Source organism: Janthinobacterium foliorum (genome assembly GCF_978021625.1).
Map to the genome: position 1 here is coordinate 62,279 of NZ_CDXDQE010000014.1, position 26,530 is coordinate 88,808.

The window sequence follows — 26,530 nt, forward strand, 5'->3', positions numbered from 1 at the left end:
TGTTGCGTAACGCCACATTAACGCCATGCCGTGTCGTCCGTCTTGCTCTGCGCCAAACTTGACGCACGCACGCCCCGGGCCTCAGGCCAGGTGGCCTTCCGCCACCCAGCCGCGGTTGGCGGCCGGTGCCTTCGGCTTGGGTGCGATACCGCTGCTTTTTTCCGCGTCGAGGATGATGCTGCGCATGCTGTCGCTGGCGGCAGGCCCTGGCGCGAACGCGTAGTACTCGTCATTGATGGGCAAGCCCGTCATGGCGTCGACCAGCACCGGGTCGGCGGCCAGGCCCGTGTCGCGGCTGGCGATGACGAGGCTGGCGCCTTCGGGCGCGAAGTTTTCATTGCCCCAGGCGATAAAGGCCAGCAGCACGGGCTTGAATGCGCGCCCGGACTTGGTCAGCACATAGTCGTAGCGGGGCGGCTTGGCGCAATACAGGCGGCGCGTCATCAGGCCGCCTTCCACCAGGTCGGCCAGCCGGCGCGTCAGGATGGTGGGCGCGATCTTCAGGCTCTTTTCAAATTCATCGAAGCGCGTCTTGCCATAGAACGCTTCGCGCAGGATGAGGATGCTCCACCATTCGCCCACCTTGCCCAGGCTGCGAGCGATCGGGCAAGGCAAATTATTAAAGTTGGTATGTTTCATGACCATCTCCTCACGTTGATTCAACACAACAATCGAAAAAAATTCAGTTGCAAAACAGAAACATCAGTTACTATCAAATCGAAAGCTTCACGCGCCCCATGAGGGCGGACTGAAAATACGCACAAACTCACACTTTTCTTGTTCAAGTACAATCATGGCTCGTTCAGTTCCCCTAATCCCGGTGCGAAAGACGGTGTCAGCCATGCCTTGCGGCGTTGCTGCCCATGCCCGTTTTTCGCCAGATGCGTTCACGATGACTCCTTTGAAGCTTGCCGTACTGCCCGCCCTGTTCGCCCTCGCCGTTTGCCAGACCACTACCGCCGGTACCGTCTCTTCCGCATCGTTCCAGGCCACCCTTGTCGTGCACGAGGTCTGCACCGTCAGCACGCAGCGCGCGCCGACGCAAGTGCACTGCCGCCACAACACGCCCTATCAGCTGCACCAGCAAGCCACGCCGTCGGGCGCCGGCCTCGTCACCATTACCTTCTAAAAATAAATCGTCGCCGTCACCGTATCCTTGTAGTCGCCGGGAACCGGCGTCAGCTGCGCCGGCACGCGGCCATAGATCGTCACCGGCTGGCTGCTGCCCGTGCCCGTGCCGCTGACCATGCTGGTGCCGGCCGTGCCGTCGCCCCAGATGGGACCGTCCAGGCTGCCCGATAATTCATAGCCGATCATGGCCGGCCCCGTCGTATTCTTCATTTTCCGCGCCGCCACGTTGGCGCCCGCCGTACCGCCATTCAAGGCGATCTGATACGCATTGTTGTTTACGCAGCGCACCGACAGGGCGCTGGTGCTGCGCACGGGTCCGTTCAGCACCGTCGCGGTGGCAAATGCCATCGGCGCGGCCGTGATGGTGCAGTTATTGATCGCCGTGGCATTCACGGTGAAGCTGAAACTGGCGCTGTTGCCCAGGCAGGTACCGGGATCGTTGAGCAAGCCATACATGGCGTAGGTCATGGTGCCGGCGCCGCTGAAGCTGGAGGTATAGACGGTATTGCTGTTGCTGACCGTCGGCACGCCCGCCAGCGCGGCACCGGCGGGAATCTTGCCGTAGAAATTGAAATTCTTGGTGTAGGTGCCGCCCAGGGTCAGCAGGCCGGCCGACAGCTGCAGCGGAAACGAAGTGGTGGCGCCGGTCACGCCCGGCCCGCCCCAGATCATCGCCGGCGAATACGTCGCGTCGATATACAGGTTGTACTGCATGCGGGCCGCGCCATTGCCCAGGGTGCGCGGCACGGCCGCCAGGGAATTGCTGCCGATGCCCAGGTTCAGGCACGCGCGCGCATTCGGCGTCAGCAGTACCCCCAGGCTCAAGGTGGAAAAGGTGCAGCTCAGGGTTCCCGATCCCGTGACCGTATAGTCGCTGCCGGAAATCGGCGTCACCTGGCCGAAATCGACGTCGTTCACGCTGACGGAGCAGACATCGGCGCGCGCCGCCGTGGCCAGCAGGCAGCCCAGCACGATGGCAAGCATGGTCAGCAGGCGGCGCATCAGCGGGCTCCTGCGGCGGCGCAGCGCAACGGGCCGATGACGGGCAAGCCGCCGTCGGCCGGGCGCGCGTACGGGAAATTCACCGTGCACAGGCTGTCGCCTTCGCCGATGCGCAACTGGTTCTGGGCAGCCAGGTCATCGACGAAGGTAACGCCGTCAAAGCCCACCACGCTGCGCTTGCCGCTTTGCACGTGCAGCACCGGCAAGCCGGTCGCCAGCGGCTTGCCGTCCGCGCCCTGCACGATGACGGTGGCCGCGCTGTAGCGCTCCACGGGAAACGACGCCAGCACGCCGGACAGGCTGCGCGGCACCACGTTGATATTCGTCACGGGCACCCGCGCATCGACATCGAGGCTATCCGTGCCTATGCTGATCTGGTTGTCGCCATAGGCATTCAGGTTGGGCACCAGCAGATAGCCGCTGTCGCCCGTCACGCCGATCTGGCGGTTTTCGTGCAGCACGGGGATGTGTGCCACGCCGCCCGTCGACACCAGCGCGAAGCCGCTGCCCACCTGCCGCGCCGCATCCACATGGCCGTCCATCAGCACCAGCGCGCCGGAAGCGCCCAGCGATGCCGCGTTGCTCATCGAATCACTCTGCGCGCGTGCCGTCAGGCGGCCATAGTTGCCCAGGTATTCCAGCTGCGCCTGGCGATAGCTGGAACTGCCGGTCATGCCGCTCTGCACGGCCCAGCCGAAGCCGCCGCCGAAGTCGGCCGTGCGCTGTGCGCCAAAATTATGACTGCTGACGCCATTTTGCCGGTTGGTATTGGCGCTGGTGGCGATATTGCCGTCCAGTACCATGCTCAGGCCGATATAAAAGCCCCGGTTGCGGTGCTGGCTCAGGTCCTGAAAGGCGCTGGTGCTGAGAAAAACGCCCCTGAACAGCGACGCAGAATAGCCGAGGGTGACGATGCGCGAGGTGGTTTCCCCCTCGGTGCGATAGCCGATATAGCTGAGATTCATGCTTTGCCCGGCCGCCAGCGCCCGCGTCAGCGACAGGCGGTCGGCCGCGCGCACGACAGGGCTGCCGTCGCCGGACGCCAGGTCGCCGTAGCTGGCGCTGGCGCGCGTGCTTTGCGCATCGATGCTGTAGCGCGGCCCCAGGTACTGGTAGCCCACGCTGAGCTGGCCGCCCCGGCCATGCCCGCTGCTGAGCGCGATGGCGCCATTCACCACGCCCGCCTGTCCCAGGCGCAACAGGGCGCCGCCTCCCGCATTCAGCACGCCCGCGCCCGCTTCCCCGTGGCCTTCGAGCGTCAAGGTGTCGCTGAAGCCATAGCGTCCCGTGGCGCTGGCAACGGGCCGCCGCTGGTAGCCGAAGGAACTGCGGCCGTAATCGCGCCGCAGCACGCCGGCCTCGACCGAATAATCGCTCAAGCCGCTGGCCAGCATGCGCGTATCCACATACAAAGGCAGGGTCGTCGCCACGCTGCGGCCCAGCGCATCGCGGGTGATGACGGTGGCCTGTCCCGCGCCATTGATGCCGGCCACCTGGTTCAGCACGAAAGGACCGCTGGGCACGCTCGCCGCATACTGCTGCACGCCATTCACGTACAGGCTGAGGGATGACGGCACCAGCGCCGTGCCATTCACGGAGGTGACGGGGAAAGTCAGCAGGTCAGGCCGCAGCTGGAAATCCTTGCGCCACTGGAAGCCCCCCATGCGCACGGCGCGGCTCCAGCTCAGCGAGGAAGAAATCAGGTCGCCCACTTGCCACGATTGCAGGGTATCGACATCGGCATGGTTCCAGAAGGTATCAAAGCGCATGTACTGGTGCTGCCCTGCCCCGATGTTCAGGGTGCCCGTGCTGCTGAAGACGCCGCTGTCATTGAAATAGCGGAAATCATTGAACAGGGCGGAACGGCGCGTCTGCCCCAGTTCCGTATAGGCTTCATAGTTGAGCACGGCGCCCGGCGTCACGCTGGACTTCGGCGCGCGCTCGGCCGTATGCGCATTGATGCTGTAGGGCAGGCGCAGGCTGTCGCTGATGCGCAGGGACACGCTCTGGCGCGTCGCGTCATAGTCATAGGCAAGGCCGGGAATAGCGTCGAGCGCGACATCAAGCTGGCCCGACACGCCGAGGCGCGCCGGGTCCAGCCCGAGCTGCTGCAGGTTGTCCACGCTGCTGCGCAAGCGTTTACCCTGTTGGGTAAAACGCAAGATCAGTCCGCTTGCTTCGCCATTCACGCTAACCTCCAGATAGAGTTCTCTCGGTGCCGCCAGATCCACTGATTCACTGGCCTGGCCGGCATCATCGTCCGAGACGGATGCAGGCGCCACGCCGTCCGCCCTGGCGCCGCACGCGGCCGCCATCATTACTACCGTCCAGCAGGCCTGCCATGTCAGTGACCGCATCATGGTGTAACCCGGTTGAGCAAGCATTCGCCATGGCGGCGCTGATCAAGGTGGCGTCGATGTCCTGGCAATGATCGCCTTTGCATTCACGTTGGCCGAAATCGTCAGCACGCCGTCGAGCGCGGCATCGTTGGCAACGGGCAAGCGCCATTCGCGCATGCGCCCCGCCAGCACATAGCCGAACAATCCCTTGCTGATGCCGTAATCCTTGCCGGCCGGATTCACAAACGAGGTGGCGCCGATCTGCGCATGCAGATTGCCGCTATTATTGATACGCAGCATCCACGCGCCATCCTTGCGGAATACCTGCCAGGCCAGGACCTCCTTGCCAGGCAAGCCACTGGGCGCCACGAAGACGGGCACGGAATAACGCAGGCGGATATCCACGCCATTGCTCTCGGAATCGGCTTCGCGGGCGACCTCGTCGATCAAAACGCGGAAGGTACGCTCCTGTGCCAACGGTCCCGCGCCGCGCCGCACCAGGCGGATCGTCTGGCGCCCGTTCGACGCCACTTCCACGATGGGCGGGCTGGCCACCAGTTCCTGCGTCGGCCGCAGCACTTCCTCGCCATTCGCCTGGTCCCAGGAAAAGACGCGCACCTGGCCATACAGCGGCTTGTCACCGAGGTTTTGCAAGGTGATGCCGGCGGCATTCTGCTCCGCCCGCAGGTTGATGGTGACAGGTGAGATCTGCAGATTGGCCGCCGCCACGGAAGCGGCGCCGACCAGATACAGCATCGGCGCCAGCCAGGGCCAGACAGGAAATGAGCGGCGTACCGTCATATGCGCCCTGCTAGAAATACACGGTGGCGGTAATGGTCGACTTGTAGGCGTCAGGCGCCGGGGTCGCCTGGGCGGGGACCTGCCCGTACACGGTCAGCGGCTGGACCACGCCCGAGCCGGTGCCGCCAAGCGTATTGGTGCCCTGCGTATTGCCCCACACCGTGGTGCCGGCCGCCTGGAACAGATTGAACTGCACCGTGCCCGTATTCGAGCCAGTACCGCTCATATAGCGCGTGGTGCCGGTCGAGCCCGTACCTGTGCCCGCGCTCAGGCCCACGTTATAGGGCGTGGTATTGGTGCAAGTCACATTCACCGTGGTATTGACGTTCACGGCAGTACTCAGTACGCCCTGAATCGAGCCGAAGTTCAACGGTGCAGCCGCGATCACGCAGTTGGCCACGATGGTCAACGTGACATCGAAATTCGATGTGGCGCTGCCGTTCAGATAGGTGGCGGCGTCGGCGGAAGCAGAGAGGGAAGCTGCGCCAAGGGTAAGGCCAGCGGCGATAAGAGCAGGGGAAAATTTAACGCGTAACATAAAACCTCCGGATGATGAAACATCATGAGCGGGTCCCCGCTATGGGGACACTGAGGATAGTCACGGAATTGCCGGCGTTTTCTAGGGCACGCAAACCAGGACAACATATACATCGCTACGGAATCGAACCGCTTGGGACTCCAACTTGCTTCGATTGCAAACCATATTTTTTTACAATCGACATTGCTTTAAATCAATGCACAGTTCGATTATTAGCCATCTAAAAAATTGCCGCTTCTTCTTGCGGAGAAACATCTTTTGAAACACGAGAAAAGCAGAAAAAAAAGAAAAATCGAGGCATAATAAGCCACAACTTGCTTTTTGGTTAAGTCATCCATGCCATGCCATTGACCAGTGAAACCATTAGAAAAAACATCTTGATCGTGGACGATTCCGCGTTCGAGCAGCGCATGCTGATGGAGCTGCTCAGCGAGCAGCCCTACCGTTTCAGCATCGCTTTCAATGGCTACCAGGGCTACCAGCTGGCGCTGGCCACGCATCCCGACCTGATCCTGCTCGATGTGCGCATGCCTGAAATGGATGGCTACACGGCTTGCCGCCTGCTCAAGGCCAATCCGGAGACGGAGCCGATTCCCGTGATTTTTCTCAGCGGTGCCGATGCGGCCAAGGAACGCATCATGGGCTTGCAAGTGGGCGGCGTCGACTACATTTCCAAACCGTTTACACCGGAAGAACTGGCGGCGCGCATCCATATCCACCTGGGGTTGATGCGTAGAAGCAACAGTACCCTGCCCGTCCCGGCCGCGGCCGCGGAGCAGCAGAAGCATCCCGACCTGGTTTTCGTCAATGCCGTCAAGCAACTCATTCTCGATAACCTGGGCAGCCTGCCGAACCTGTCCGAGATCGCCCGCAGCGTGGGCACCTATCGTGAAAAGCTGACCCTGATGTTCCGCCAGCAGACGGGCATGACGGTGTTCGCCTTCATCCGCGAAGCGCGCATCGCGCGCGGCGTGGAATTGCTGCAGCAGACCGATATCGACGTGCAGGATATCGCCCTGCTGATCGGTTTCCACAACGCGGGCAATTTCGCCACCGCCTTCCGCGAACGCATGGGCGTCACGCCCAGCGCCTACCGCCAGCGCCTGCATGAGCAGACGGGGCAGCAGGTGTCAAACGGCCATTAGAACTTGTAGTTCAGCTTGAGCGACGCGAAGCGTCCGCGCGGGTCGGCCTGCGTATAGTCGAAGCCCGAGGCCGAGTAATCCCACGGCGCGCGCTTGTTGGCCAGGTTCTGCACGATGAAGGTGACGTTCGCCGCCGGCGTCACTTGCCAGCTGGTGGTCGCGTCGAACGTGCTGAAGGCGGACACCGATTCATCCAGGTGCGTGCTTTGCGCGTAGCTGCCCACGTAATTCCACGTCAGGGTCGACGACCATTTGCCCTGTTCCCAGGTGGCCGACGTCACGCCGCGCCATTTCGGGATGGAGCCGAAGTAATTGGTGCCGGCGCCATCGGTAAGCGGCGCGCCGTCGGACAGCGGCTCGGCGAAGCGCAGCACGCGGCTCAGCTGGCCGGCCAGGGTCAGCTTGCCCCAGTCCTTGTCGACGAAGCGCTGGCGCAGGTCCAGGTCGATGCCGGACACTTCGCGCTGTCCCTGGTTGCGGTACTGGCGGTACAGGGTGGTGATGCGGCCCTCCGCGTCGCGCGTGATCTTTTGCGGCGCCGTCGCTTCATTGGCGATGGTGGTGGTGGCGCTTTCCGTGCCGATCACGCCGTCCTGCCTGATGCGGTAGTAGTCGAGGCCGATGCTCGAGCTGCTGGTCGGCGACACCACCACGCCCAGGTTCAGGTTGTTCGAGCGCTCGGGGCGCAGCGCCGTATTGGCGATGGTGATGGCCGTCACGCCGCGCGTCTGCGTGGGCGTGACCGGGTCGCGCGGATCGAGCACGCTGACATAGCTGACGGCCGTGCTTTGCGTGATTTCCGGCAGGGATGGCGCGCGGAAGCCGCGCGACACGGTGCCGCGCAGGAGCAGCCACGGCGCCGCCTGGTAGCGGGCGCTGGCTTTCGGCGAAAACGCATTGCCGAAATCGCTGTAATGGTCGGCGCGGCCCGCCAGGTTGACGGACAGGTCCTTCACGACGGGCACGTTGAATTCGGCAAACAGGGCCGACACGCTGCGCGAACCGTTGATGATGTTGATGGCCGGACGCAGTTCCGTCCCCGACAGCACGGCCGTCGAGGTTTGCGAATCCATCTTTTCGCGGCGCCATTGCGCGCCGGCGGCAAAGCCCAGCGGGCCGGCCGGCAGCTGCCACAGGTCTTTCGCCGCCGAGAAATCAACGGTGTCGAGCGTCGACTCGGCCGGACGCAGGGTCGACAGGCGCAGGCGGTTGCGCACGGCCTCGCTGTTTTGCGACTGGTCGAAGAAATTGTAGCTGCCGTCGGCCAGCACCTTCTGGAATTCGTAGCGGTTCACGAAGTTCTGCACGGTCTCTTCCAGCTTGCTGCTGGAATGGCCCACGGCCGCATCCCAGTCCCAGCCCGCCACGGTGCCTTTGAGCCCCGCCAGCGCGCGGTAGAACGTGACCCGGTCCTGCTTCATGCGCGGGCCCAGGTCGAACAGGGTGGCCGTGAACGGCAGGGGCGTCGCGCCCGGATTGTTCGGGTGGCCCACGGGCAGCACGACGGGAATGGTGTCGAGCGCCTGCGTGGCATTGTTCCACACGCGCGTGGCGTTGTTCACCGTGAGCGGCGCGCTGAAGGTCTGGTCGGCGCGCGAATAACTGTGCAGCAAGTCGACATAGGCTTCTGTGTCCGCGTTCAGCTTGACGGTGGCGCGCGCGGCCGTGTGCACGCGCTGGATGCCGGGAATCAGGGTTTTGTAGGGCGACGGGTTGTAGGCCAGCACCTGCCCCGTCTTGCCCGGCGTGATGTCGCCATAGTTAACCAGTTGCAGCGGGCCGCGCACGCCGCCCAGGGTTTGCGTGGGATCGGTGCCGGCGTAATTGGTGATGGCCCAGCCCAGGCTGCCCCGCTGCTGGTTGCGGAAATCCGCATCGCGCATCCAGTCCACATCGCTTTGCTGCAGCTTGTCGCGCTGCTGCGCGTCGATCGAGAAGACCAGGCTGTAGCCGTCCTCCTCCAGCTTGCCGAAGCCCGTCTGCAGGGCCGCGCTCTTTTCATGCTGGCCCGTGCCTTGCGTCGAGCCGCCCCACTGCGCCGTGATGTCCGTGCCCGTGAATTCCTTGTACAGGATGATGTTGACGACGCCGGCCACGGCATCGGAGCCGTAGATCGACGAGGCGCCATCCTTGAGCACCTCGATGCGCTGCACGGCCGCCATCGGCAGGCTGTTCAGGTCGACAAAGGTTTCCTGCAGGTTTTGCGCCGTGGCATAGCTGGCCACGCGCTTGCCGTTCACCAGGATCAGGGTATTTTTCTGACCGATGCCGCGCAGCGACAGGCCCGAGGTGCCGGCCGAGAAGCTGCCCGTATATTGTTCGTTGTAGCTGTTGCCGCTATTGGCGGAGATCGCGCGCAGCACGTCGGCGACGCTGGTCTTGCCGCTGGCTTTCAATTCCTTGGCGGTGATGACCTGCACGGCGCTGGCGCCCTCTTTTTCGCTGACGCGGATATTCGATCCGGTCACGTTGACGCGCGCCATTTCCTCCTCGGCGTGCACGAGGACGGGAAAGGCGGCGGCGATGGCAAGACTGATGGCGAGTGGTTTGAACATGGTTTCCTCTTATTGGGATTGAAGGCCTTTTCCGGGAAAAAGGCCGAGCGGGGGCACGCGGACCGGATGGGCCAGCGGACAACGACAGACGGGAAGATCAGCGAACTACGGGATGCGTGGACGGCCACGCATCGGCATCCACTGCGCCATGCATTGCATGGTCAGCTGGTGCCGGGTGGCGGAAAAAATGGCAGAAAGGGTAAAACGCAACATAAAAGACACCGGTAAGCGGAGAAATTCCACTATATCGCGGCGTCTTTATGGCGTGAACGAATTTAAAATTGAATGTATATACGATTTGGATCTAAGGGCTTGATATTTAGCAACAATATGCGCCACCTCAGGCGTCGGCGATCGCCATGCCCGCCGCCACGGGGGCGGCGGCCGCGCGGCGGGCCTGCACGCGCCACCAGTACCACGACAGCAGCGCGTTGAACCAGTAGGCCGCATACAGCACGGCCGTCAGGTGCAGGCCGCGGCTGTAGTACAAGGGCACGGCCACGGTGTTGACCAGCAGCCAGAACGGCCACGTCTCGATGCGCCGGCCCATCAGCAGGAACTGCGCGATGATGCTAAATACCAACACCGCCGAATCGATGAAGGGCGCATAGGCATTCGTCCAGCGGTGCAGCAGCATGCCGTAAATGACGACGGCGGCGATACCGGCCGGCACCACCCAGGCCAGGCTGCGCCAGCCCGTGCGCGTGATCGGCAGGGGCTGGCCCGCCGCGCCGCGCCGCCATTGCAGCCAGCCGAAGACGCAGGTAACGATGAAAAACAGCTGCAGCAGCACGTCCGCGTACAGGTTGACCCGGTAAAACAGCACGGCGAACAGCACGCAGCCGACGATGCCGATCCACCAGGAATGGATATTGTTGCGGCCAGCCAGGACGATGGAAACGGTCATCAGTACATTGGCGGCGATTTCGAGCGGGGGAGTCAAGCGGGTTTCCTTTGAATGAAGGCACGCCGTCACTATAGCCCATTTGATCCGCGCAGCCAGGCAGGCAAACCTTGACTTTCGTGGCCATTCTGGCAAATTGGAGCCAGTACCCATGAACCACTGCGGAGATGTTCCATGCGCTTGCGCCACGTGCTGCTTGCGGCAACGCTGCTCGGCAGCGCCCTGCCCACCCTGGCCTGCCGCATGACGATGGCGCTGGAACAATGGCCGCCGTATGTCTACCGCGATGCGCAGGGCAGTTACACGGGGCTGGACCTGGAACTGCTGCGCGCCATCTTCAAGGAAGCGCACTGCACCCTCGTCACCTTGCCCGAACTGCCGACAGCGCGGCGCCAGCTGCTCTTCGAGAAGGGCGAGCTGGACATGCTGCCCGCCGCCTCCGATACGTCGGAGCGACAGTCGTATGCGCGCTTTTCCATCGCCTACCGCGACGAGGCCGTCGGCCTGTTCAGCAAGCCAGGCAATGCGGCCAGCGTGCGCCAGATCGGCAGCTTCGCCCAGTTCGCGCGCGGCAAGGCGACCCTGCTGGCACCGAAAGTGGGCTGGTACGGCGCGCCGTATGCGGCGGCCCGCCCCGCACTGGAAAAGGACGGCCGCCTGAATACCTTCGGCAGCTTCCAGCAGGGTTTGCGCATGCTCGATGCGGGCCGCGCCGACCTGCTGATGGGCGACGTGCTGGCCGTGCGCCATGAAGCGCGCCAGCAGGGTGTCGCCTTGACCGCCCTGCCCTTCCTCGCCCTGCGCGCGCCCGTGCACCTGATGCTCAATGCGCACAGCACCAGCACGGCCGACCTGGCGCGCCTGAACGCCGCCATCGCGCGCCTGGAACAGCGCGGCGCGCTGGCGGCCATACGCGCCCGCTACGACGCGCCGTAAGCGCCCTTGCTCGGCTCAGCCCTTGCTGGCCGCTTCCAGAATGTCCAGCTTCGTCTCGCGGCCATGCTGCTGCACGCCCTGCGCCTTGTCATAGCTTTCGATCAGCGCGCGGTACGGCGGCACGATATGGTCGGTCATGATGGCGGCAAACTCCATCGCGTCGGCGCGGTTCCAGGTGCTCATCACTTCCGCCAGCACGGCGTACGTGTCGATCGGCACGGCGCCGGCCTGCGTCACGCGCGCCATGGTGATGTCCGTGGCCATCTTCGACCAGTTGCCCGAGGCGTCGATGATGGCAAACACCTTGTAGCCGGCCGCCAGTGCGCTGATGGCGGGGAAGGCCATGCATACGCTGGTGAGCGTGCCGGCGATGAGCAGGGTCTTGCGGCCCGTCTTCTCGATCGCCTCGACCCAGGCCGGATTGTCCCAGGCGTTGATCTGGCCCGTGCGCGGGATGTAGACGGCGTCCGGGTTGAAATGGTGGATTTCCGGGATCAGGGGACCGTTCGGGCCATCGGGCACGGACGCAGTGGTAAACGTCGGCATGCTGGCCAGGCGCGACAGCTTGGCCAGCGCCGTGACGTGGCCGCGCAGCACGTGCTGCTCGATGTCGCGCACCAGCTGGAACAAGCCGCTCTGGTGGTCGATCAGCAGCATGACGGCGTCGTCGGGATCGATCATCGGCGGCAAGCCGTTGAAATTGGCGGGGGTGCTCATGGTGGTCTCCTGAAGTGGCGCCGCCCGGCGGCGCCGTAGTATGCCCATGCCGCGGGATGCGGCATGGGGTATCGCTTGCTGCTCAGTGCCAGCTGCTTACTGCTCGATACGGGCAAAGCGGCCGCTGTTGAAATCCTCGAACGCCTGCACGATTTCCGCTTCGCTGTTCATGACGAAGGGGCCGTGGCCGACGATGGGCTCGTCGATCGGCTCGCCGCTCAGCAGCAGCAGCACGGCGTCGTTGTTCGCCTCGATGCTGATGCTGTCGCCATCGCGCCCGAACAGTGCCATCTGCGCCTCGCGCACCACGCTCTCGCCGTTCACCAGCACCGTGCCATGCAGCACGATCAGCGCCGTGCTCCAGCCTGGCGTGACAGGCAGCTGCGTCAGCGTGCCCTGTTGCAGGCGCATGTCCCACACCTGCATCGGCGTGAAGGTGCGGGCCGGGCCATGCTGGCCATCGAAGTCGCCGGCGATCACGCGCACGCTGCCTGCGCCGTCCGGCAGCGCCACCGTGGGAATCGTCGCGCTGGCGATGGCCTGGTAGCCGGGCGCCGTCATCTTGTCTTGCGCTGGCAGGTTGACCCACAGCTGCACCATTTCCAGTGTGCCGCCCGACTGCGTGAAGGCTGGCGAGTGAAACTCTTCATGCAGGATGCCGGCGCCGGCCGTCATCCATTGCACGTCGCCGGGGCCGATCACGCCGCCCTGGCCCGTCGAATCGCGGTGCGCCACTTCGCCCTTGTAGACGATGGTCACGGTTTCAAAACCGCGGTGCGGATGCGAACCGACGCCAGGTGGGCGGCTGCCGGGCGCAAACTCGGCGGGACCGGCATAGTCGAGCAGCAGGAATGGACTCAGCTGCTTGCCATGGCCGTGATACGAAAACATCGAGCGCACGGGAAAACCGTCGCCAACCCAGTGCTGGCGCGGGGCGCTGTAGATACCGGTAATTGCTTTCATCTCGATCTCCTGTATGAATGTGGTTGGCAGTGGAACTGCGATGGAGACAGAATACGCTTGCAACGATGAAGGCGGTAGACGGTAAAATCTGCCATCAGCGTTCTAAAAATGGAACGATAAAGGAGGTCGCATGCAGGACTTGAATGACTTGTATTATTTTGTGCAGGTGGTCGACTATGGCGGTTTCGCCCCGGCCGGGCGCGCGCTGGGCATGCCGAAATCCAGGCTGAGCCGGCGCATCGCGCTGCTCGAAGAGCGCCTTGGGGTGCGCCTGCTGCAGCGCACGACGCGGCACTTTTCCGTCACCGAGGTGGGGCAGTCGTTTTACGAGCATTGCAAGGCCATGCTGGTGGAAGCGGAAGCGGCGCAGGAAGCCATCGAACTGACGCGCGCCGCGCCGCGCGGCACGGTGCGCCTGTCCTGTCCCATCGCCCTGCTGCAGTCGCTGGTTGCACCCATGCTGGCCAGTTTCATGCGTGAACATCCGCAGGTGACCTTGCTGCTGGAGGCGACCAACCGCCGCGTCGACCTGGTGGCCGAGGGCATCGACGTGGCCATCCGCGTGCGCCCGCCACCGCTGCCCGACAGCGACCTGGTGCTGCGCGTGCTGGCCGAGCGCAGCCAGTGCATGGTGGGCAGCCCCCTGCTGTTCGGCGACGCCGCCAGGCCGGCAGCGCCAGCGGACCTGGCCGACTGGCCCAGCCTGGCCCTGGGCGCCCCGCAGCAGCACTACCAGTGGGACTTGCACGGTCCCGATGGCGCGCGCGCCCAGCTGCGCCACGCGCCGCGTTTCGTCACGGGCGACATGCTGGCCCTGCGCGACGCGGCCGTGGCCGGCGTGGGCGTGGTGCAGCTGCCGACCATGCTGATCGTCGAGCAGGTGGCCAACGGCAGCCTGCTGCCGCTGATGGAGCAATGGCGGCCGCAGCGCGAAATCATCCACGCCGTCTTCCCTTCGCGGCGCGGCCTGCTGCCGGCCGTGCGCCTGCTGATCGACCATCTGGCGCACGCCTTCGCCACCTTGCCGGAAGAGTGAGGCGTTTCAGGTACGATGGCGGTTCCTCCCAGCGCCTGGAAAACCGCATGCGTTTATTGATATTGTCGGACCTGCACCACGAGTTATGGCGCGAGGACGCGCCGCAAGGCGACCTGGCCACCAGCCGTCCCGACGCCGTCATCCTGGCCGGCGACATCGACACGGGCAGCCGCGCCGTCGCCTGGGCGGCCACCGCCTTCGCCGGACTGCCCGTGCTGTATGTGCACGGCAACCATGAAGGCTACGGCCACCACCTGGACAAGGTGCGCCAGGAACTGCGCGCCGCCTGCGCGGCCACGCCGAACGTGCATTTTCTCGATGCGACTACGCACGTCATGGAAGACACGGCGGGCAAGCAGGTGCGCTTCCTGGGCGCCACCCTGTGGACGGATTTCCGCCTGCTGGGCGACGACACGCGGCAGACGGCCATGCGCGACGCGGAAGCCCTCATGAACGACTACAAGCGCATCCGCCTGGCCGGCATGGGCTTTCGCAAGCTGCGCGCGGCCGACACGGCCATGTTCCACGCGCAGCAGAAGGCCTGGCTGGCGCGCGAACTGGGCCAGCCCTTCGATGGCCGCACAGTCGTGATCACGCACATGGCGCCATCGCTGCAATCGGTCGACGATGCCTACGGCAGCGAAGGATGCGCGCCCGCCTACGCGTCGCGCCTGGACGAGCTGGCGGCGCAGGCGGACCTGTGGGTGCATGGCCACATCCACGCCTCGCGCGATTACCGCATCGGCCCGTGCCGCGTCGTTGCCAACCCATGCGGCTACAAGACGCGCAGCGGCGCGCCGCAAAATCCCGGCTTTGATCCGAACTTCATCGTCGAACTGCCACCGCGCTAATCGTCGGATTTCAGCCGGCCCGCCAGCCATTGCTGCAGGCGGTGCTTGCCGGCCCGGCGCGCCGCGCGCGGCGACGCCTCCGACTGGTGCGCGCCGGCGCCGCCGCGCAGCCTGGCGGCCGCCACCAGCGGGTTGCGCGGCTTGGGCGTGGCTTTCACTTTGATTTTCATATTGTCTCCTGTCAGCCCTTGATGCACACGACCTGGCGCAGGGTATGCACCACTTCCACCAGGTCGCTCTGGTGCGCCATGACGGCGTCGATGTTTTTATACGCGGCCGGAATCTCGTCGACCACGCCGCCATCCTTGCGGCATTCGATGCCGGCCGTCTGCTCGGCCAGGTCGAAGCGGTTGAAACGGCGCTTTGCCTCGCTGCGGCTCATGCTGCGGCCCGCCCCGTGCGAGCAGGAACAGAACGATTCAGGGTTGCCCTTGCCGCGCACGATGAAGCTGCGCGCGCCCATGCTGCCGGGGATGATGCCCAGCTCCCCCTGCCGCGCCGAGATGGCGCCCTTGCGCGTCACATACAGGTCATCATGGCCATGCGTTTCGCGCGCGATGTAGTTGTGGTGGCAGTTGATGGCCTCCCCGTCCAGCTGGAACGGCGGCGCGAACTTCGCCAGCACGTCGAGCACGCGCCGCATCATTTCGCTGCGGTTGAGCAGCGCGTAGTCCTGCGCCCAGTCCACCGCCTCCACGTAGTCGTCGAACACGGCGGAGCCTTCGCTCAGGTAGGCCAGGTCCGCGTCCGGCAGCTGCAGCTGGTGGCGCCGCATGTCCTTCTGCGCGGCGGCGATGAAATAGCGGCCGATGGCGTTGCCGATGCCGCGCGAGCCCGAATGCAGCATGATCCACACGCGCTGCTCCTCGTCGAGGCAGATTTCAATGAAGTGATTGCCGCCACCCAGCGTTCCCGCCTGGCAGATCCACGTGCGCTCGAACTGGCGCAGCATCTTGGCGATGCCGGTGTGGCGCTCGACGATGTGCTCCAGGCGCCCGGCGAGGGGCCGCGCGGCGCGCGCATGGCGCGAGCCCTGCACGCGGCTCCATTCGTGCTGCTCGAAGCCGACGGGAATCTCCGCTTCGATGGCGCTGCGCAGGCGCGCCAGGTTGTCAGGCAGCTCGCTGGCCGTCAGGGTGGTGCGCACGGCGTTCATGCCGCAGCCGATGTCGACGCCCACGGCGGCCGGGATGATGGCGCCGCGCGTGGGAATCACGCTGCCGACGGTGGCGCCGATGCCGGCATGCACGTCGGGCATGGCCGCCACGTGCGGATGGACGATGGGCAGGCTGGCGATATGCTGCAGCTGGCGCAGCGCCTGCGCGTCGATATCGTCGGTAAAGATATGCACGGGCACATGGGCGCCGTGCAGTGTCTGATGAATGGGCATAACGGTAATCCTTGGTCTTGTCGTTATGCCGGGGTCCTGGTAAACCAAAAAACCCCGGCGAGTTTCCTCGCCGGGGTTTAGAAGGACACCGGCTCGGGATCGGCAATGCTGCCGATGGCCCCGAGCGTCATGCGCGGGGCTAGTGGAGGTACAACTTGCTGCCAGCCTGCTCGAACATGGGTATCCTTTCTTTAGTTTGGTTAATCTGCACTGCGGATGCCGATTCTGCACCGGATGCTGCAGTGCGTCAACCGTTTTTCATGGTGCATGCGCCAATGTTGTCATTTTGCCGCGGCCTCGCCGGCCGTGGCTTTTTCCTTGGCAATGCGCACATCGAGCTTGGCTTCATTTTTGGCCGCATAGTCGCGGCAAGCCTGCGCATCGATGAAGGGATTCGGCGTGGCGCCTTCGAGCAAGCGCCTGAGTTTTTCATCGGCGCCGGAATGGTCGGGGTGGGCGGAAATCAGAATGTCGCACGGCAGTCGGGCAAAGTCCTGCATGGTGCGGCGGAAGGCTGGCGTCATGTCGCCATGACCGGCATCGCCGATGAAATGGAAATGATCGGCCCCCACCGGCGTGAGGCTGGCGCCGAACACCACGTTCAGGCATTGGTGCCCTTCCGCGTCTTCGCACGACATCCAGGTCCAGCTGGTGCTGCCCGGCGTATGGCCCGGCGTGTAGCGCGCCGTCACCGCCACGCCACCCAGACGCAGGGTCTCGCCATCGGCGATCTCGCGCACGTTTTGCACGGCCGGCATGGCATCGATTTCGCCCGCTTGCGGGTCCGTGTCGAGCACCCTGCCCGCGCGCAGCGCCTGCGCCCCCAGGGGGCTGGCGATGACTTGCGCGCCGCTGTCGCGCGCCAGCGCGGCGATGCCGCCGGAATGGTCGAAGTGCGCTTCCGTATTCAGGATGAATTTGACATCTTCCAGGCGGAAGCCCAGCTCGAGGATATGCTCCTTGATGGCGTCCACCGACTGCGGCAACGCGCCGTCGATCAGGATCAGGCCGTCGCGCGTATCGATCAGCGCCACGCTCAAGCCGCCCACGCCCACGTAATAGGTGTCGCCATGGATGCGCGCCGGCTGCTGCGGGCGGTTCCACTGCGCCGCGTACGGCGAAGCGATCGGCTGCGTCAGGGGGTCGAGGGCGGGCGCTGCCACCTGGGCGATGGATGGCAGCGACACGGCGGCCAGGGCGATACTCAACAAGGTCTTGGGAAGGAAGAATGGCGACATGCGGCTCCAGAGGTGAGTGGCGGTAAACGATGCCACAGGGTAACGTCGCCAGCCGTGCACGGTCAAGCAGGCCAGCGCGGCGACATGCGCTACGATAGAGGCCCACCCACTGCCGCGCACTTAGCCGCCCTGTTGCCATGCGATTGCTGATCCTGTCCGACCTGCACCTGGAAGTCTGGGGTGACGACGCCCCCGCCATCGACCTTGCCGCCAGCCGCCCCGACGCGGTGATCCTGGCCGGCGACATCGACACGGGCAGCAACGCCATCGCCTGGGCCGCGCGCACCTTTGGCGCCCTGCCCGTGCTGTATGTGCACGGCAACCACGAGGGCTATGGACATCAGCTGGAACACATGCAGGCCGCCATGCGCGACGCCTGCGCCAGCGCCAATGCGCATGGGGCCAGCATCCGCCTGCTTGACGGCGACGCCGTGGAATTGAACGGCGTGCGCTTCCTCGGCGCGACGCTGTGGACGGACTTCCTGCTGTTCGGCGCGGAACGCCAGGAAGAAGCCCAGAACGCGGCGCAAGCCTACATGCCCGACTACAAGCATATCCGCACGGGCGGCGATGCGCCGCGCCTCCTGTGCGCGGCCGACACGGCGCAGCTGCACGCGCGCCACAAGGCCTGGCTGTCGGCGCAGCTGGCGCAGCCCTTCGACGGCAGGACGGTGGTCATCACGCACATGGCGCCATCGATGCTGTCGGTGGAAGAGCAGTACGCAACGAACCTGGGTTCGCCCGCCTTTGCCTCGCAGCTCGATGCGCTGGTGGCGCAGGCCGACCTGTGGGTGCATGGCCACATGCACGCCTCGCTCGACTACCGCATCGAGGCATGCCGCGTCGTCTGCAACCCGTGCGGCTACAGGCGGCCCGATGGCACGCCGGAAAATGCCCGTTTTGACACGGGCTTCATCGTCGAGCTGGCCGCCACGGTTTAACGCTTTCCATAGCGCAGCTGCACCACGCCGCTGGGCAGCTGGCGCGTGGCGTCCAGCCGCCAGTCGCTGCGCGGCAAGCCGCCCTCGAACAGGCGCACGCCGCTGCCCAGCACCACGGGCAGCACGGATAAGGTCAGGCTGTCGACGACGCCTTCGCGCAGGGCCGCGCGGATGACGGCGCCGCCGTCCAGATACACGTGGCGGCAGCCTTCAGCCGCCAGCTGCGCCAGCACCGCCGCCACGCTGCCTTCGCGGCGCTCTTCCCCATTGCGCGGGATAAAATCGCGGTGGCTGAGCACCACCACGCGCTTGCCCGCATAGGGCCACGGCTCGAAGCCCAGCACGGCGTCATAGGTGGTGCGGCCGATCAGCAGGGTATCGATTTGCGCCATCAAGGCCGCGTAGCCGGTGGCCTCGGGCGGGTCGGGCGCCAGTTCGGCCAGCCAGGACAGGTCGCCGTTTTCTCCCGCGATGCAGCCATCGATGCTAATGCCGAGAAATACGCTGACTGAAGTTTTTTGCATGGATGTGCTTTCATTTAATTCTACGGTGTAGAATTATGCCCATGCAAACGCCAAAAACTCAAGCTGCAAAAAATCCCGAACGCCGCCCAGGGCGCCCGCGCCGCGCCGCGCCCGCGCTGGACAGCGCCAGCATCCTGCAGGCGGCCCTGTCCCTGCTGGAAGAGCAAGGCGAAGCCTTTTCCATGCGCGCGCTGGCGCAGAACCTGGGCGTCGATGCCATGGCCCTGTATCACTATTACGCGGGAAAAGAGGAATTGCTGCTGGCCCTGATGGCCGAACGCTTCGCCGCGCTCGACCCGCGCCAGCCGCCATTTACGCGGCGCCAGGCACCGCAGCGGCGCGTGCTCGCGCTGTGCGCGCTGTACCTGGAACTGGTCAGCGCCACGCCGTATTTCGTGCGCCTGATGGCGCGCGGCCTGGTCGCGCAAGCGGACGTGGCCGAACGGTTTGCGGCGCTGTTCGAGCTGGCCGTCGATGGCCTGGCGCTGGACAAACAAACCCGCTTGCGCGGGCGCGATGCGCTCGTCGATTTCCTGCACGGCTATGCGCTGGCGGGCCGGCCCGCCGGGGAGACGAGCTGGCACGCCTCGGCCGGCCTGATCCTGGCGGGCATGCGCGCCAGCGCTCAGCCAAACGCTTAATTGAACTGCTTGAAATCCGGCTTGCGCTTCTGGAAGAAGGCCGTAAACGCTTCCTTCGCCTCGGCGCCGCCCAGCATGGCGCTGAACAGCTTGTTTTCGTCCGCGATGGCCGCCTTCATCGGCTCCATGCGGCTTTGCTTCATCAGGCGCTTGGTGGCGCGGATCGAGGCGGCCGGCAGGGCCACCAGCTTGGCAGCCTGGCCTTGCGCGAACGTCATCAGGTCGTACAGGGGCACCACTTTCGACACGAGGCCCATTTCCAGCGCTTCCTGTGCGGGGAAGGACTCGCCCAGCATCAGCTTTTCGGCCGCGCGCGGGTAGCCGGCCAGTTGCGTGAGCAGCAGGCTGGAGCCGAATTCCGGGCACAGGCCCAGCTGCGTGAACGGCATCGAGAAGCTGGCGTTGTCGGCCGCGTAGACCAGGTCGCAATGCATGAGCAAGGTGGTGCCGATGCCGATGGCGGGGCCAGAAACGGCCGCCACCACGGGCTTGCTGCTGCCGTACAGCGCGCGCATGAACTGGAATACGGGACGGTCATGGTCGAGCGAGCCGTCGCTCGGCCGCGCCGTCTTCATGAAGTCGTCGAGGTCGTTGCCGGCCGTGAAAATCTCGCGCTTGCCGCAGATCAGGATGGCGCGCACGGCGTCGTCCGTCTCGGCCGCCACCAGCGCATCGGCCAGGATCTGGTACATGGCGCCCGTGATCGCATTCTTGCGTTCCAGGCGGTTGAATTCCAGGGTCAGGATGCCCTCGCTCGTGCTGCACAAAATATCCATGTCGTCTCCAAATGATAAAGGGCGCCGGGGTAATCCCGCAGCGCCCAAGTTTTGACTAATCTAATCTGACCTCTTGCGTCACGACGCCTGTGTCATCAGACGCGCTCGAAGATGCCTGCCGCGCCCATGCCGGCGCCCACGCACATCGTGACCATGCCGTACTTCTGCTTGGTGCGCTGCAGCGCGTGGATCACCGTGGCGGCGCGGATGGCGCCGGTGGCGCCCAGCGGGTGGCCCAGGGCGATCGCGCCGCCCATCGGGTTCACTTTGGCCGGGTCCAGGCCCAGGTCGCCGATGACGGCCAGCGCCTGCGCGGCAAACGCTTCATTCAGCTCGATCCAGTCCAGCTGGTCTTGCGTGATGCCGGCGGCGGCGCACGCTGCCGGAATGGCGAATTTCGGACCGATGCCCATGATTTCCGGCGGCACGCCGCGCACGGCGAACGAGGAGAATTTCGCCAGCGGGGTCAGGTTATGCTCGCGCAGGATTTTTTCGCTGACGATCAGGAGCGCACCGGCGCCGTCGGACATCTGCGAGCTGTTGGCGGCCGTGACGGAACCCTTGGCGGCGAAGACGGGCTTCAGCTTGGCCAGCGACTCCATCGACGAATCGGCGCGCGCGCCTTCGTCCGTGTCGACCGTGCGGCGCGTCACATCGACCTGGCCGGTGGCCAGGTTCGGCGTGCGCGTGATGATTTCCACGGGCGTCGTTTCCGCCTTGAAGAAACCGGCCTGCTGCGCGGCGATGGCGCGGCGGTGCGATTCGACGGAGAACGCGTCCTGCTGTTCGCGCGACACTTTCCATTGCTGCGCCACTTTCTCGGCCGTCAGGCCCATGCCGTAAGCCATGCCGATGTTTTCATCGCTGAACATCTCCAGGTTCATCGACGGGTGGTGGCCCATCATCGGCACCATCGACATCGATTCGATGCCGCCGGCGATCATCACGTCGGCTTCGCCCACGCGGATGCGGTCGGCCGCCATGGCAATGGCCGTGATGCCCGATGCGCAGTAGCGGTTGACGGTGACGCCGCCCACGGTTTTCGGCAAGCCGGCCAGCAGCACCGAGTTACGCGCGATATTGAAGCCCTGTTCCGCTTCCGGGAACGAGCAGCCGATGATGGCGTCCGTGATCAATGCCGGGTCCAGGCCAGGCGCTTGCGCCAGTGCCGATTGCAGCACGCGCACCAGCAGGTCGTCCGGGCGGGTGTTCTTGAACATGCCGCGCGGCGCCTTGCCGATCGGGGTGCGGGTTGCAGAGACGATGTACGCGTCTTGAAGTTGTTTGCTCATTTTATGCTTTCAAAGATGTTGAACGAGGTTCGTGTTCTGTCGAATGTCCGGGATGGAGGCCTATCGCTTCTGCGACAAATACCAGTCCACCGTCACCTGTGCCGCCAGCGTGCCTTCAGAGTCGAAAATATCGACTTCCACGGGAAACGCCACCTTGCCATCCTGCGCCAGCTGCGCCTTCAGCGCAGCCAGGTCGCCCGGTACCCGGCCTTCGGCGCGCGTCGCGCCCCTGGCCACCTTCTGGTACTGGATGCGCGACTCCTTGGCCACCGGGCGCAAGCCCAGTATCAGCTCGGCGAAGCCGCCCGCCATGGCCGCGCCGGAAGCCGTTTCGGCCAGGGTAAACAAGGCGCCCGCATGCTGCGTGCCCAGGTGATTATTCAGTTTCGGATCTTCCGGCATCGACACCTTGGAGGTGCCGGCGCCGATCTCGTCGATGCTGATCCCCAGCAGCCGCACGAAGGGCAAGGTGTCCATCATCTGTTGTTTGATACGGTCATACACCATGCTTGGCCTCACGCGCAGTAATACTTGAAAAACGAGGGACAGGATCGTCATCGACGCTGTGCTTAGTTGCGTACCGGTTTACCGGTTTGCATCATGCCCATGATCCGTTCCTGGGTTTTCGGATGGTTCAACAGCTCCAGGAATGCCTTGCGTTCCATATCCAGCAGCCACTGCTCGCTGACGAAACTGCCCTGGTCCACGTCGCCGCCCGATACGATCTCGGCGATCATCTCGCCCAGCTTGAAATCGTGCGCCGAAATGAAGCCGCCGTCGCGCATGTTGACCAGCTGCGCCTTGATGGTGCCCCAGCCGTAACGGCCCGTGACCTGGATCAGCGACGGCAGTTGCGGACGGAAGCCGGCGTCGAACATGGCGCGCGCTTCCACCTTGGCCACGTGCAGCAGCTCGTAGGCGTTGAACACGATCACGTCGTCTTCCTTCAGGTAGCCCATTTTTTTCGCTTCCAGCGCCGATTTCGACACGTTGGCGGTGGCCGCATTGGTGAAGCCCGTTTTCAGGAATTGCAGGATGTCGTTGCCCTTGGCTTCCTTGTAGGCGCGCTGCGCCGCTTCCTTCAGGCCGCCGCCGGCAGGAATCAGGCCCACGCCCACTTCCACCAGGCCGATATACGACTCGATCGACGCCACGCGCTTCGACGCATGCAGCGCCAGCTCGCAACCGCCGCCCAGCGCCAGGCCAGCCACCGCGGCGATCACCGGCACGTTCGCGTATTTCAGCGACATGAAGGTATTCTGCAGTTCGGCGATGATCGGATCGACGGCTTTCACGCCGCCTTGCATGAATGCCGGCAGGGCCGATTGCAGGTCGGCGCCGGCCGAGAAGGCACCGCCTTCGGCCGCGTCGGCGTGCCAGATCACCAGGCCCTTGAAGTTTTTCTCGGCTTCGGCCAATGCCAGTTTCAGGCCATTGATCACGCCTTCGCCGATCACGTGCATCTTGGTCTTGAACGAGATGATCAGGACGTCGTCGCCCGTATGCCAGACGCGCACGGATTCGTCTTCGAAGACGGTGGTGCCGGCGGTCTTGGGGTCGGCAGCGCCGCTGCCCAAGTTGGTGCCAAAAACGGGCGCGCGGAACGGCTGGCGGTCATACACGGACAGGGTCGAACGGGGCACGAAGCTGTTCGACACGGCGGAGTACGAACCTTCCGGCGTGTGCACGCCGCCTTTTTCAGCGACCGGACCTTCGAAGACCCACGCTGGCAAAGGCGCGTTGCACAGCGCATTGCCGGCGTCGATGTCTTCCTTGACCCAGTTCGCCACTTGCAGCCAGTTCGATGCCTGCCACGTTTCAAACGGACCCACGTTCCAGCCGAAGCCCCAGCGCATGGCGAAGTCGATGTCGCGCGCGTTGTCGGCCACGGTGTCCAGGTGGATGGCGATGTAGTGGAAAGCGTCGCGGAAGATCGCCCACAGGAACTGGCCTTGCGGGTTGGTCGATTCGCGCAGCGCCTTCATCTTCTTGACCGGGTCCTTTTCCTTCAGGATGCGGGCAATGATGTCGGCAGCCTTGCCGCCGCCGGTCACGTAGTCGCCGGTGGCGAAGTCCAGGCGCTGGATCTCCTTGCCGACCTTCTTGTAGAAGCCCGCGCCGCTCTTCTGGCCCAGGGTGCCTTTTTCGACCAGCGACGCCAGCACCGCCGGCGTCTTGTACACGCTGAAGAAAGGATCGTCCGCCAGGTTGTCCTGCATGGTCTTGATCACATGGCCCATGGTGTCCAGGCCGACCACGTCCGCCGTGCGGAAGGTGCCCGACTTGGCGCGGCCCAGCTTGGCGCCGGTCAGGTCATCGACGACGTCCACGGACAGGCCGAATTTTTCCGCTTCATGCATCGTCGCCAGCATGCCGAAGATGCCGACGCGGTTGGCGATGAAGTTCGGCGTATCCTTGGCGCGCACGACGCCCTTGCCCAGCGTCGTCGTCAGGAAGGCTTCGAGCTGGTCGAGGATTTCCGGCTTCGTCGACGTCGTCGGGATCAGTTCCACCAGGTGCATATAGCGTGGAGGATTGAAAAAGTGCACGCCGCAGAAGTGCGCTTTCAGGGCCTCGTCGAAACCGTCGGCCAGCTTGTTGATCGACAGGCCGGAAGTGTTCGAGGCGAAGATCGCGTTCGGCGCGATATGCGGCGCAACCTTTTGATACAGGTCATGTTTCCAGTCCATGCGCTCGGCAATGGCTTCGATGATCAGGTCGCAACCGGCCAGCAGGTCCAGGTTGTCTTCGTAGTTGGCGACCTGGATCAGCGCGGCGTCGTCCTTGTTGCCCAGCGGCGCAGGCGACAGCTTTTTCAGGTTCTCGATGGCGCGCAGCACGATGCCATTCTTCGGGCCTTCCTTGGCCGGCAGGTCGAACAGCACGACCGGCACTTTCGCGTTGATGCAATGGGCGGCGATCTGCGCGCCCATCACGCCGGCGCCGAGGACGGCTACTTTTTTAACGATGAAATTGGTCATATTTTCCTCAAGTCTTAGAACAGGTCTGCGTCGAGTGCCATCAGGTTGGCCGAACCGGAGCGCGCCTGACGGATCAGGGTTGCCGTTTCAGGCTGCAAGCGGGCGAAGTAGAAACGTGCGGTAGCCAGTTTGGCGGTGTAGAAGGTGTCGCCGCTGGACTCTTTTTCGAGGGCGATCTTGGCCATCTGCGCGAACAGGTAGCTGTAGATCATGTGGCCGACGACGCGCAGGTAAGGCACGCATGCCGCGCCCACTTCGTCCGGATTCTGGAATGCCTTCATGCCGATTTCCATGGTCAGCTTGGTGACTTTGTCGCCCAGGTCGCCCAGTGGCGTGACGAATTCGCTCATCGCTTCATCGGTGCCGTTGTCTTCGACGAAAGCCTTGATCTTTTCGCCGAACTTGCGCAGCTTGGCGCCGTTGTCGCCGAGGATCTTGCGGCCCAGGAGGTCCAGCGACTGGATCGTGTTGGTGCCTTCGTAGATCATGTTGATGCGCGCGTCGCGCACATACTGCTCCATGCCCCATTCCGCAATGTAGCCGTGGCCGCCGAACACTTGCATCGCGTCCGAGGTGGCGATCCAGGCGTTGTCGGTGATGAAGGCCTTGATGACGGGCGTCAGCAGCGCCACTTCGTCGGCCGCTTCCTTGCGCACGTCGGCGTCAGGGTGGTGCAGTTCGCGGTCGATCTGCAGCGCCACGTAGGAGGTAAAGGCGCGCGCGCCTTCGGCGTAGGCCTTGCCCGTCAGCAGCATGCGGCGCACGTCAGGGTGCACGATGATGCGGTCGGCCGGCAGTTCCGGGTTCTTGATGCCGGACAGCGAACGCATTTGCGTGCGGTCCTTGGCGTAGATCAGCGCGTTCTGGTAGGCGATTTCCGTCAGGCCCAGCGACTGCATGCCCACGCCCAGGCGGGCCGCGTTCATGAAGACGAACATGGCGTTGAGGCCCTTGTTCGGCTGGCCGATGATCCAGCCTTTCGCGCCGTCCAGATTCATCTGGCAGGTCGAGTTGCCGTGGATGCCCATTTTTTCTTCGATGGCGCCGCAGGTGATCGGGTTGCGCTCGCCTGGCGTGCCGTCGGCGTTCGGCAGGAATTTCGGCACCAGGAACAGCGAGATGCCTTTCGAGCCTTCCGGCGCGTCCGGCACGCGGGCCAGCACCAGGTGCAGGATGTTTTCCGCCATGTCGTGCTCGCCGGCCGAGATGAAGATCTTGTTGCCGGTGATGGTCCAGGAACCGTCCGCTTCCGGCAGCGCTTTCGAGCGCAGCAGGCCCAGGTCGGTGCCGCAGTGCGGTTCGGTCAGGCACATGGTGCCCGTCCATTCGCCCGACACCAGCTTCGGCAGGTAGACTTCCTTCTGGTGGTCGGTGCCATGTTCCTTCAGGCACTCGTAGGCGCCGTGCGACAGGCCAGGGTACATGGACCAGGCCTGGTTCGACGAGTTCAGCATTTCATAGAACGAATTGTTCAGCACGACAGGCAAGCCCTGGCCGCCGTATTGCGGATCGCAGGCCAGTGCCGCCCAGCCGCCTTCGACGTACTGCTTGTAGGCTTCCTTGAAGCCTTTCGGCGTGGTGACGTTTTTCGTGACGGGATCGTGATGGCAGCCTTCGCGGTCGCCGGAGTGATTCAACGGGAACAGTACCTCGGAGGTGAACTTGCCGCCCTCTTCCAGCACCTGGTTGATGATGTCGGCATCGACGTCGGCGTACGACGGCATTTGCTTCAGTTCTTCTTCCACTTGCAGGAATTCATGCAGGACGAATTGCATATCCCGGATTGGCGCGACGTATTGACCCATAATTTTCTCCTGAAGGCGTTTAGC

25 protein-coding genes are annotated in these 26,530 nt (G+C 64.3%); 7 read left to right on the forward strand and 18 right to left on the reverse strand.

Features of this window, described 5'->3' with window-relative positions; all coding sequences use genetic code 11:
* Nucleotides 1-81: 81 nt before the first annotated feature.
* A complete protein-coding gene (locus ACZ92H_RS23810) occupies nucleotides 82-639 on the reverse strand; it encodes a winged helix-turn-helix transcriptional regulator (RefSeq protein WP_071326735.1) in 558 nt (185 codons plus the stop codon).
* Between the two features lie 253 nt (nucleotides 640-892).
* Here ACZ92H_RS23810 and ACZ92H_RS23815 point away from each other — a divergent pair, with 253 nt between their 5' ends.
* Nucleotides 893-1,129 (forward strand): hypothetical protein, encoded by a 237-nt coding sequence (locus tag ACZ92H_RS23815; RefSeq protein WP_131375783.1) that lies wholly within the window; start codon nucleotides 893-895, stop codon nucleotides 1,127-1,129.
* Here ACZ92H_RS23815 and ACZ92H_RS23820 read toward each other — a convergent pair.
* The 4 genes from ACZ92H_RS23820 to ACZ92H_RS23835 form a co-directional block, all read right to left on the reverse strand.
* A complete protein-coding gene (locus tag ACZ92H_RS23820) occupies nucleotides 1,126-2,133 on the reverse strand; it encodes a Csu type fimbrial protein (RefSeq protein WP_131375781.1) in 1,008 nt (335 codons plus the stop codon). The genes ACZ92H_RS23815 and ACZ92H_RS23820 overlap by 4 nt on opposite strands.
* On the reverse strand, nucleotides 2,133-4,322 hold the full coding sequence (locus tag ACZ92H_RS23825) for a fimbria/pilus outer membrane usher protein (RefSeq protein ID WP_465051298.1): 2,190 nt from the start codon (nucleotides 4,320-4,322) through the stop codon (nucleotides 2,133-2,135). The genes ACZ92H_RS23820 and ACZ92H_RS23825 overlap by 1 nt, the downstream gene beginning before the upstream one ends.
* A 213-nt stretch (nucleotides 4,323-4,535) precedes the next feature.
* The gene (locus ACZ92H_RS23830) at nucleotides 4,536-5,273 is read right to left on the reverse strand and encodes a fimbrial biogenesis chaperone (protein WP_465051297.1); all 738 of its coding nucleotides are present in this window, start codon (nucleotides 5,271-5,273) and stop codon (nucleotides 4,536-4,538) included.
* Between the two features lie 10 nt (nucleotides 5,274-5,283).
* Complete coding sequence (locus ACZ92H_RS23835) at nucleotides 5,284-5,811, reverse strand: Csu type fimbrial protein (RefSeq protein ID WP_131375777.1); 528 nt, start codon at nucleotides 5,809-5,811, stop codon at nucleotides 5,284-5,286.
* Between the two features lie 341 nt (nucleotides 5,812-6,152).
* Here ACZ92H_RS23835 and ACZ92H_RS23840 point away from each other — a divergent pair, with 341 nt between their 5' ends.
* Complete coding sequence (locus ACZ92H_RS23840; RefSeq protein WP_131375775.1) at nucleotides 6,153-6,956, forward strand: response regulator transcription factor; 804 nt, start codon at nucleotides 6,153-6,155, stop codon at nucleotides 6,954-6,956.
* Here the strand turns inward: ACZ92H_RS23840 and ACZ92H_RS23845 are convergent.
* Both ACZ92H_RS23845 and pnuC read right to left on the reverse strand, forming a co-directional pair.
* Nucleotides 6,953-9,511 carry a TonB-dependent receptor gene (locus ACZ92H_RS23845; protein WP_465051296.1) on the reverse strand — a complete coding sequence of 853 codons (2,559 nt, stop codon included), beginning with the start codon at nucleotides 9,509-9,511 and terminating at the stop codon, nucleotides 6,953-6,955. The two genes, ACZ92H_RS23840 and ACZ92H_RS23845, sit on opposite strands and share 4 nt — an antisense overlap.
* A gap of 340 nt (nucleotides 9,512-9,851) precedes the next feature.
* Nucleotides 9,852-10,454, reverse strand: coding sequence for a nicotinamide riboside transporter PnuC (pnuC, locus tag ACZ92H_RS23850; RefSeq protein ID WP_465051295.1), 603 nt, complete (start codon nucleotides 10,452-10,454; stop codon nucleotides 9,852-9,854).
* 135 nt (nucleotides 10,455-10,589) lie between these two features.
* Between pnuC and ACZ92H_RS23855 the strand changes: the two genes are divergently transcribed.
* The gene (locus tag ACZ92H_RS23855) at nucleotides 10,590-11,351 is read left to right on the forward strand and encodes a substrate-binding periplasmic protein (protein ID WP_131375769.1); all 762 of its coding nucleotides are present in this window, start codon (nucleotides 10,590-10,592) and stop codon (nucleotides 11,349-11,351) included.
* 15 nt (nucleotides 11,352-11,366) lie between these two features.
* Here ACZ92H_RS23855 and ACZ92H_RS23860 read toward each other — a convergent pair whose 3' ends face one another.
* Nucleotides 11,367-12,068, reverse strand: coding sequence for an isochorismatase family protein (locus tag ACZ92H_RS23860; protein WP_465051294.1), 702 nt, complete (start codon nucleotides 12,066-12,068; stop codon nucleotides 11,367-11,369).
* A 96-nt stretch (nucleotides 12,069-12,164) separates the two neighbouring features.
* Nucleotides 12,165-13,031 (reverse strand): pirin family protein, encoded by an 867-nt coding sequence (locus tag ACZ92H_RS23865; RefSeq protein ID WP_131375767.1) that lies wholly within the window; start codon nucleotides 13,029-13,031, stop codon nucleotides 12,165-12,167.
* 130 nt (nucleotides 13,032-13,161) lie between these two features.
* Between ACZ92H_RS23865 and ACZ92H_RS23870 the strand changes: the two genes are divergently transcribed.
* A complete protein-coding gene (locus ACZ92H_RS23870; RefSeq protein ID WP_465051293.1) occupies nucleotides 13,162-14,067 on the forward strand; it encodes a LysR family transcriptional regulator in 906 nt (301 codons plus the stop codon).
* Between the two features lie 47 nt (nucleotides 14,068-14,114).
* Nucleotides 14,115-14,918 (forward strand): metallophosphoesterase family protein, encoded by an 804-nt coding sequence (locus ACZ92H_RS23875; RefSeq protein WP_465051292.1) that lies wholly within the window; start codon nucleotides 14,115-14,117, stop codon nucleotides 14,916-14,918.
* Here the strand turns inward: ACZ92H_RS23875 and ACZ92H_RS23880 are convergent.
* The 3 genes from ACZ92H_RS23880 to bla form a co-directional block, all read right to left on the reverse strand.
* Nucleotides 14,915-15,088 (reverse strand): hypothetical protein, encoded by a 174-nt coding sequence (locus ACZ92H_RS23880; RefSeq protein ID WP_465051291.1) that lies wholly within the window; start codon nucleotides 15,086-15,088, stop codon nucleotides 14,915-14,917. The two genes, ACZ92H_RS23875 and ACZ92H_RS23880, sit on opposite strands and share 4 nt — an antisense overlap.
* 11 nt (nucleotides 15,089-15,099) lie before the next feature.
* Nucleotides 15,100-16,308: an RtcB family protein gene (locus tag ACZ92H_RS23885; protein ID WP_465051290.1), complete on the reverse strand. Its 1,209-nt coding sequence runs from the start codon at nucleotides 16,306-16,308 to the stop codon at nucleotides 15,100-15,102.
* Nucleotides 16,309-16,589: 281 nt separating this feature from the next.
* Nucleotides 16,590-17,546: a subclass B3 metallo-beta-lactamase gene (gene bla, locus ACZ92H_RS23890; protein ID WP_465051289.1), complete on the reverse strand. Its 957-nt coding sequence runs from the start codon at nucleotides 17,544-17,546 to the stop codon at nucleotides 16,590-16,592.
* Between the two features lie 137 nt (nucleotides 17,547-17,683).
* On the opposite strand from bla, the gene ACZ92H_RS23895 reads away from it, so the two are divergent.
* Nucleotides 17,684-18,487 carry a metallophosphoesterase family protein gene (locus tag ACZ92H_RS23895; protein WP_465051288.1) on the forward strand — a complete coding sequence of 268 codons (804 nt, stop codon included), beginning with the start codon at nucleotides 17,684-17,686 and terminating at the stop codon, nucleotides 18,485-18,487.
* On the opposite strand, the gene ACZ92H_RS23900 is transcribed toward ACZ92H_RS23895, so the two are convergent.
* The gene (locus tag ACZ92H_RS23900; protein WP_465051287.1) at nucleotides 18,484-19,011 is read right to left on the reverse strand and encodes a dihydrofolate reductase family protein; all 528 of its coding nucleotides are present in this window, start codon (nucleotides 19,009-19,011) and stop codon (nucleotides 18,484-18,486) included. The two genes, ACZ92H_RS23895 and ACZ92H_RS23900, sit on opposite strands and share 4 nt — an antisense overlap.
* A 41-nt stretch (nucleotides 19,012-19,052) precedes the next feature.
* Between ACZ92H_RS23900 and ACZ92H_RS23905 the strand changes: the two genes are divergently transcribed.
* Entirely contained in the window at nucleotides 19,053-19,652 is a 600-nt protein-coding gene (locus tag ACZ92H_RS23905) for a TetR/AcrR family transcriptional regulator (protein WP_465051286.1), read from the forward strand.
* Here ACZ92H_RS23905 and ACZ92H_RS23910 read toward each other — a convergent pair.
* The 5 genes from ACZ92H_RS23910 to ACZ92H_RS23930 all read right to left on the reverse strand — a co-directional run bounded on the left by ACZ92H_RS23910 (nucleotide 19,649) and on the right by ACZ92H_RS23930 (nucleotide 26,506).
* The gene (locus tag ACZ92H_RS23910; protein WP_465051285.1) at nucleotides 19,649-20,428 is read right to left on the reverse strand and encodes an enoyl-CoA hydratase; all 780 of its coding nucleotides are present in this window, start codon (nucleotides 20,426-20,428) and stop codon (nucleotides 19,649-19,651) included. The genes ACZ92H_RS23905 and ACZ92H_RS23910 overlap by 4 nt on opposite strands.
* A 95-nt stretch (nucleotides 20,429-20,523) precedes the next feature.
* Nucleotides 20,524-21,720, reverse strand: a complete 1,197-nt coding sequence (locus ACZ92H_RS23915) for an acetyl-CoA C-acyltransferase (RefSeq protein ID WP_131375743.1) — start codon at nucleotides 21,718-21,720, stop codon at nucleotides 20,524-20,526.
* A 60-nt stretch (nucleotides 21,721-21,780) separates the two neighbouring features.
* Complete coding sequence (locus tag ACZ92H_RS23920; RefSeq protein WP_465052379.1) at nucleotides 21,781-22,227, reverse strand: PaaI family thioesterase; 447 nt, start codon at nucleotides 22,225-22,227, stop codon at nucleotides 21,781-21,783.
* 62 nt (nucleotides 22,228-22,289) lie between these two features.
* The gene (locus ACZ92H_RS23925) at nucleotides 22,290-24,701 is read right to left on the reverse strand and encodes a 3-hydroxyacyl-CoA dehydrogenase/enoyl-CoA hydratase family protein (protein ID WP_465051283.1); all 2,412 of its coding nucleotides are present in this window, start codon (nucleotides 24,699-24,701) and stop codon (nucleotides 22,290-22,292) included.
* 14 nt (nucleotides 24,702-24,715) lie between these two features.
* Nucleotides 24,716-26,506, reverse strand: a complete 1,791-nt coding sequence (locus ACZ92H_RS23930) for an acyl-CoA dehydrogenase C-terminal domain-containing protein (protein ID WP_131375737.1) — start codon at nucleotides 26,504-26,506, stop codon at nucleotides 24,716-24,718.
* Nucleotides 26,507-26,530: the final 24 nt, after the last annotated feature.

Bases quoted from the DNA above. Each gene is read 5' to 3' on its own strand.
- ACZ92H_RS23810 (WP_071326735.1), bottom strand. From the start codon at position 639: ATGAAACATACCAACTTTAATAATTTGCCTTGCCCGATCGCTCGCAGC.
- ACZ92H_RS23840 (WP_131375775.1), top strand. From the start codon at position 6,153: ATGCCATTGACCAGTGAAACCATTAGAAAAAACATCTTGATCGTGGAC.
- ACZ92H_RS23905 (WP_465051286.1), top strand. From the start codon at position 19,053: ATGCAAACGCCAAAAACTCAAGCTGCAAAAAATCCCGAACGCCGCCCA.
- ACZ92H_RS23865 (WP_131375767.1), bottom strand. From the start codon at position 13,031: ATGAAAGCAATTACCGGTATCTACAGCGCCCCGCGCCAGCACTGGGTT.
- ACZ92H_RS23900 (WP_465051287.1), bottom strand. From the start codon at position 19,011: ATGCAAAAAACTTCAGTCAGCGTATTTCTCGGCATTAGCATCGATGGC.
- bla (WP_465051289.1), bottom strand. From the start codon at position 17,546: ATGTCGCCATTCTTCCTTCCCAAGACCTTGTTGAGTATCGCCCTGGCC.
- ACZ92H_RS23915 (WP_131375743.1), bottom strand. From the start codon at position 21,720: ATGAGCAAACAACTTCAAGACGCGTACATCGTCTCTGCAACCCGCACC.
- ACZ92H_RS23895 (WP_465051288.1), top strand. From the start codon at position 17,684: ATGCGATTGCTGATCCTGTCCGACCTGCACCTGGAAGTCTGGGGTGAC.
- ACZ92H_RS23815 (WP_131375783.1), top strand. From the start codon at position 893: ATGACTCCTTTGAAGCTTGCCGTACTGCCCGCCCTGTTCGCCCTCGCC.
- ACZ92H_RS23930 (WP_131375737.1), bottom strand. From the start codon at position 26,506: ATGGGTCAATACGTCGCGCCAATCCGGGATATGCAATTCGTCCTGCAT.
- ACZ92H_RS23910 (WP_465051285.1), bottom strand. From the start codon at position 20,428: ATGGATATTTTGTGCAGCACGAGCGAGGGCATCCTGACCCTGGAATTC.
- ACZ92H_RS23880 (WP_465051291.1), bottom strand. From the start codon at position 15,088: ATGAAAATCAAAGTGAAAGCCACGCCCAAGCCGCGCAACCCGCTGGTG.
- ACZ92H_RS23830 (WP_465051297.1), bottom strand. From the start codon at position 5,273: ATGACGGTACGCCGCTCATTTCCTGTCTGGCCCTGGCTGGCGCCGATG.
- ACZ92H_RS23835 (WP_131375777.1), bottom strand. From the start codon at position 5,811: ATGTTACGCGTTAAATTTTCCCCTGCTCTTATCGCCGCTGGCCTTACC.
- ACZ92H_RS23855 (WP_131375769.1), top strand. From the start codon at position 10,590: ATGCGCTTGCGCCACGTGCTGCTTGCGGCAACGCTGCTCGGCAGCGCC.
- ACZ92H_RS23920 (WP_465052379.1), bottom strand. From the start codon at position 22,227: ATGGTGTATGACCGTATCAAACAACAGATGATGGACACCTTGCCCTTC.
- ACZ92H_RS23860 (WP_465051294.1), bottom strand. From the start codon at position 12,068: ATGAGCACCCCCGCCAATTTCAACGGCTTGCCGCCGATGATCGATCCC.
- ACZ92H_RS23885 (WP_465051290.1), bottom strand. From the start codon at position 16,308: ATGCCCATTCATCAGACACTGCACGGCGCCCATGTGCCCGTGCATATC.
- ACZ92H_RS23870 (WP_465051293.1), top strand. From the start codon at position 13,162: ATGCAGGACTTGAATGACTTGTATTATTTTGTGCAGGTGGTCGACTAT.
- ACZ92H_RS23875 (WP_465051292.1), top strand. From the start codon at position 14,115: ATGCGTTTATTGATATTGTCGGACCTGCACCACGAGTTATGGCGCGAG.
- ACZ92H_RS23845 (WP_465051296.1), bottom strand. From the start codon at position 9,511: ATGTTCAAACCACTCGCCATCAGTCTTGCCATCGCCGCCGCCTTTCCC.
- ACZ92H_RS23925 (WP_465051283.1), bottom strand. From the start codon at position 24,701: ATGACCAATTTCATCGTTAAAAAAGTAGCCGTCCTCGGCGCCGGCGTG.
- ACZ92H_RS23820 (WP_131375781.1), bottom strand. From the start codon at position 2,133: ATGCGCCGCCTGCTGACCATGCTTGCCATCGTGCTGGGCTGCCTGCTG.